Source organism: Mucilaginibacter limnophilus (assembly GCF_004005815.1).
Taxonomy (GTDB): domain Bacteria; phylum Bacteroidota; class Bacteroidia; order Sphingobacteriales; family Sphingobacteriaceae; genus Mucilaginibacter; species Mucilaginibacter limnophilus.
On the sequence record NZ_SACK01000019.1, the window covers coordinates 1 to 5,512 of the forward strand.

At 48.8% G+C, this 5,512-nt stretch carries 2 tRNA genes and 3 rRNA genes; all 5 read right to left on the bottom strand.

Annotated features, from left to right (window positions below):
* Positions 1–26: 26 nt before the first annotated feature.
* The 5 genes from rrf to EOD41_RS20465 all read right to left on the bottom strand — a co-directional run bounded on the left by rrf (position 27) and on the right by EOD41_RS20465 (position 5,446).
* Positions 27–138 (bottom strand): 5S ribosomal RNA (gene rrf, locus EOD41_RS20445).
* 241 nt (positions 139–379) lie between these two features.
* Positions 380–3,254: ribosomal RNA gene (locus EOD41_RS20450) — 23S ribosomal RNA — on the bottom strand.
* 277 nt (positions 3,255–3,531) lie between these two features.
* Positions 3,532–3,605, bottom strand: a tRNA-Ala gene (locus EOD41_RS20455).
* Positions 3,606–3,643: 38 nt separating this feature from the next.
* A tRNA-Ile gene (locus EOD41_RS20460) sits at positions 3,644–3,718 on the bottom strand.
* 206 nt (positions 3,719–3,924) lie between these two features.
* A 16S ribosomal RNA gene (locus tag EOD41_RS20465) occupies positions 3,925–5,446 on the bottom strand.
* Together the 16S, 23S and 5S rRNA genes with 2 tRNA genes alongside form the textbook arrangement of a ribosomal RNA operon.
* Between the last annotated feature and the right edge of the window lie 66 nt (positions 5,447–5,512).

The following is a 5,512-nucleotide window of genomic DNA, read 5'->3' on the forward strand; positions in this document are numbered from 1 at the left end:
TTGATTACTCAAGAGGGCTTTGTAAAAGTTGGCACCGACCTACTCTCCCACGTTTTACCGCAGTACCATCGGCTCTGGCGGGCTTAACTTCTCTGTTCGGAATGGGAAGAGGTGGACACCGCCGATATAGGCACCTGAATATTTTAATAGATGTGAGTACTGAGATGTGAGTATTGAGATCTTGCTCGGCGCAAGGCGCCTGGCGTTTATCTCATATCTCATATCTAACGTCTCATATCTAAGACATGAATTGAAAGAAGTGATTGAAAGCGAGAGAACAACAGTTTGTTGTTTGTTTGGAGAATCAAGAGTTAAGAATCAGGAGTTAAGACTATGTCTTGTTTCTTGGTTCCTGCATCTTGATTCTCGCTTTTTCTATCTGAAGAAAGCTTCGGGTTATTAGTATTACTCGGCTTTGATGTCACCACCTTTACACCTGTAACCTATCAACGTGATAGTCTGTCACGACCCTATAAGGAAGTCTCATCTCGTGGCTAGTTTCGCACTTAGATGCTTTCAGCGCTTATCTATTCCCAACATAGCTACTCTGCAGTACAGCTGGCGCCATAACAGATTCACCAGAGGTTAGTCCAACCCGGTCCTCTCGTACTAAGGTCAGCCCCACTCAAACTTCCAACGCCCACAACAGATAGGGACCGAACTGTCTCGCGACGTTCTGAACCCAGCTCGCGTGCCACTTTAATGAGCGAACAGCTCAACCCTTGGGACCTTCTCCAGCCCCAGGATGTGACGAGCCGACATCGAGGTGCCAAACCTCCCCGTCGATATGAGCTCTTGGGGGAGATCAGCCTGTTATCCCCAGCGTACCTTTTATCCTTTGAGCGATGGCCCTTCCATGCAGAACCACCGGATCACTATATCCGTCTTTCGACCCAGCTCGACTTGTCTGTCTCACTGTCAAGCAAGCTTATGCTATTGCACTCCGCGTACGGTTACCAAGCGTACTGAGCTTACCTTTGAAAGCCTCCGTTACCTTTTTGGAGGCGACCACCCCAGTCAAACTACCCGCCAAACAATGTCCTCCGCAGTGCAGAGTTAGACACCAAATACAGAAAGGGTGGTATTTCAACGTTGACTAACTGACTCCTAGCGAAGCCAGATCACAGTCTCCCACCTATCCTACACATCCTGTATCCGATATCAATGTTAAGCTGTAGTGAAGGTGCATGGGGTCTTTCCGTCCCGTTGCGGGTAACCGGCGTCTTCACCGATACCACAATTTCACCGAGCTCATGGCTGAGACAGCGCCCAGATCGTTACACCATTCGTGCAGGTCGGAACTTACCCGACAAGGAATTTCGCTACCTTAGGACCGTTATAGTTACGGCCGCCGTTTACTGGGGCTTCGATTCAATGCTTCGCCTTGCGACTAACATCCCCTCTTAACCTTCCAGCACCGGGCAGGTGTCAGGCCTTATACTTCATCTTGCGATTTTGCAAAGCCATGTGTTTTTGTTAAACAGTCGCCTGGGCCTTTTCACTGCGGCTGACATTGCTGCCAGCGCCCCTTCTCCCGAAGTTACAGGGCCATTTTGCCGAGTTCCTTAGCCATGATTCACTCGAGCACCTTAGGATCCTCTCCTCGACTACCTGTGTCGGTTTACGGTACGGGTTTTTATAACCTGAAGCTTAGCGGGTTTTCTTGGAAGTATGATTACCTGGACTATCAGCGCCCCCGAAGGTTTGCTGTACTATCGGCTTTCAGCAAAAAAGGCGTACTTTACTACCTTCCCTATACCTACTGCCTTTAACGAACTATTCCGTCAGTTCGCGCCAGTGTCACTGCTCCGTCACCGCATCGCAGTTATAAAAAGTACTGGAATATTAACCAGTTGTCCATCGGCTACGCCCTTCGGCTTCACCTTAGGCCCCGACTAACCCTGATCCGATTAGCGTTGATCAGGAAACCTTAGTCTTTCGGTGGGCGGGTTTCTCTCCCGCCTTATCGTTACTTATGCCTACATTTGCTTTTCTGTATACTCCACCACAGCTTACGCCATAGCTTCACCGCGTACAGAATGCTCCCCTACCAGTGTACAATGTACAATCCAAAGCTTCGGTATACCATTTAATGCCCGTTTATTATCCATGCCCGGCCGCTCGACTAGTGAGCTGTTACGCACTCTTTAAATGAATGGCTGCTTCCAAGCCAACATCCTAGCTGTCTGTGCAGCCGGACCTCGTTAGTTCAACTTAATGGTAATTTGGGGACCTTAGCTGTTGGTCTGGGTTCTTTCCCTCTCGGCCATGGACCTTAGCACCCATAGCCTCACTGCAGCGTATATTATACAGCATTCGGAGTTTATCTGGATTTGGTAGGATTTGACTCCCCCGCACCCAATTAGTAGCTCTACCTCTGTATAACTTTACCGCCACGCTGTTCCTAAAAACATTTCGGGGAGTACGAGCTATTTCCCAGTTTGATTAGCCTTTCACCCCTACCCACAAGTCATCCGGAAACTTTTCAACGTTTATCGGTTCGGTCCTCCAGTACCTGTTACGGCACCTTCAACCTGCTCATGGGTAGATCACAAGGTTTCGCGTCTACCTCCTCTGACTGCACGCCCTATTCAGACTCGCTTTCGCTTCGGATCCGTGTCTTAAACACTTAACCTTGCCAGAGAAGAGTAACTCGTAGGCTCATTATGCAAAAGGCACGCCGTCACCCCAGAAGGGCTCCGACCGCTTGTAAGCACACGGTTTCAGGTTCTATTTCACTCCCCTGTTCGGGGTTCTTTTCACCTTTCCCTCACGGTACTGGTTCACTATCGGTCTCTCAGGAGTATTTAGCCTTACCGGATGGTGCCGGCAAATTCCCACAAGGCGTCTCCGACCTCGCGGTACTCAGGATACCACTAGCTTATTATTACTTACCCGTACGCAACTCTCATGCTCTATGGTTGGCCTTCCCATGCCATTCCGGTTCATTTTAATATTCATGTTGTGGTCCTACTACCCCGTATATGCCGTAACATATATGGTTTGGGCTTCTTCCATTTCGCTCGCCACTACTCTGGAAATCACTGTTGTTTTCTCTTCCTCTGCTTACTTAGATGTTTCAGTTCAGCAGGTTAGCGCTATTGCGATCATCCTTCAGATGATCAGGTTTCCCCATTCGGAAATCCGCGGATTAATTCATATTTGCTAATCCCCGCGGCTTATCGCAGCTTATCACGTCCTTCATCGCCTCTGAGAGCCTAGGCATCCCCCGTGTGCCCTTTCTTACTTTCTTCTACTCGTGCGCCTTTTGCGCCGCACGGTATGCTTTTATTTGGTAGTTTCTTAGATCCAAGAGTCAGGAGCCATGATTCCAGACCGAAGTCTTGTTTCATGATTCTTTATTCTTGTCTCTGAAAAAACTGTCCTACTGTTGTTTTCTCGTTTTTTCAATTACTTCTTCCAATATGTCAAAGAACGTTTTGCTTGTTTAGAGTCAGGAATTTAAGAGACAGAAATTAAGACTTTCATCTTGTTTCTTGATTCTATATTCTTGACTCTGCTTAAGCAGCGTGGAGAATAACGGATTCGAACCGTTGACCCCCTGCGTGCAAGGCAGGTGCTCTAGCCAGCTGAGCTAATCCCCCTGGTTGATTATCTGTATGACTAATCATACATGTGCCTGTAGTCCCGAGCAGATTTGAACTGCTGACCCCTACATTATCAGTGTAGTGCTCTAACCAAACTGAGCTACGGGACTTTGTGTTAGTTTGCAGTTACCAGTGTGCAGTTTTCAGATTAAACTGCTTACTGCCTACTGCTGACCGCCAACTGTGTCCTGTAAGCCTTGGCTACAGTCACCCTGATGGCTTCATCTTCCGGGTTATCTTTTGTTTTGTTATAAAGAAAATAAATCATGTGCGCAGCAGTTACTGCCGCTTTCTTTTTGTTTGGATATTGCTCCAGAAAGGAGGTATTCCAGCCACACCTTCCGGTACGGCTACCTTGTTACGACTTAGCCCCAGTTACCGACTTTACCCTAGGACGCTCCTTGCGGTTACGCACTTCAGGCACTTCCAGCTTCCATGGCTTGACGGGCGGTGTGTACAAGGCCCGGGAACGTATTCACCGCGTCATTGCTGATACGCGATTACTAGCGAATCCAACTTCACGGGGTCGAGTTGCAGACCCCGATCCGAACTGTGAACAGCTTTATGAGATTGGCATCCTGTTGCCAGGTAGCTGCCCTCTGTACTGCCCATTGTAGCACGTGTGTAGCCCCGGACGTAAGGGCCATGATGACTTGACGTCGTCCCCTCCTTCCTCTCTATTTGCATAGGCAGTCTGTTTAGAGTCCCCACCATTACATGCTGGCAACTAAACACAGGGGTTGCGCTCGTTGCGGGACTTAACCCAACACCTCACGGCACGAGCTGACGACAGCCATGCAGCACCTAGTTTCGTGTCCCGAAGGACTGGAGCGTCTCTGCTCCATTCACTAACTTTCAAGCCCGGGTAAGGTTCCTCGCGTATCATCGAATTAAACCACATGCTCCTCCGCTTGTGCGGGCCCCCGTCAATTCCTTTGAGTTTCACCCTTGCGGGCGTACTCCCCAGGTGGAATACTTAACGCTTTCGCTTAGACGCTGACCGTATATCGCCAACATCGAGTATTCATCGTTTAGGGCGTGGACTACCAGGGTATCTAATCCTGTTTGATCCCCACGCTTTCGTGCCTCAGCGTCAATCACACTTTAGTAAGCTGCCTTCGCAATTGGTGTTCTGTGACATATCTATGCATTTCACCGCTACTTGTCACATTCCGCCTACCTCAAGTGTATTCAAGCCAATCAGTATCAAAGGCACTGCGACAGTTGAGCTGCCGTCTTTCACCCCTGACTTAATTAGCCGCCTACGCACCCTTTAAACCCAATAAATCCGGATAACGCTCGGATCCTCCGTATTACCGCGGCTGCTGGCACGGAGTTAGCCGATCCTTATTCTTACCGTACATTCAGCTTGATACACGTATCAAGGTTTATTCCGGTACAAAAGCAGTTTACAACCCATAGGGCCGTCTTCCTGCACGCGGCATGGCTGGTTCAGGCTTCCGCCCATTGACCAATATTCCTTACTGCTGCCTCCCGTAGGAGTCTGGTCCGTGTCTCAGTACCAGTGTGGGGGGTCATCCTCTCAGATCCCCTAAACATCGTCGCCTTGGTATGCCGTTACCACACCAACTAGCTAATGTTCCGCATGCCCATCTTTACCCTATAAATATTTGATTATAATACGATGCCATATCATAATGTTATGCGGTCTTAATCTCTCTTTCGAGAGGCTATCCCCCTGGTAAAGGTAGGTTGCATACGTGTTACGCACCCGTGCGCCACTCTCATGGGGAGCAAGCTCCCCAATCCCGTTCGACTTGCATGTATTAGGCCTGCCGCTAGCGTTCATCCTGAGCCAGGATCAAACTCTCCATTGTATAATGTTTTGTTTGTCTCACTGACCCTATTAACTCAATCAATAGAATCTGTAAAAAAATATATCT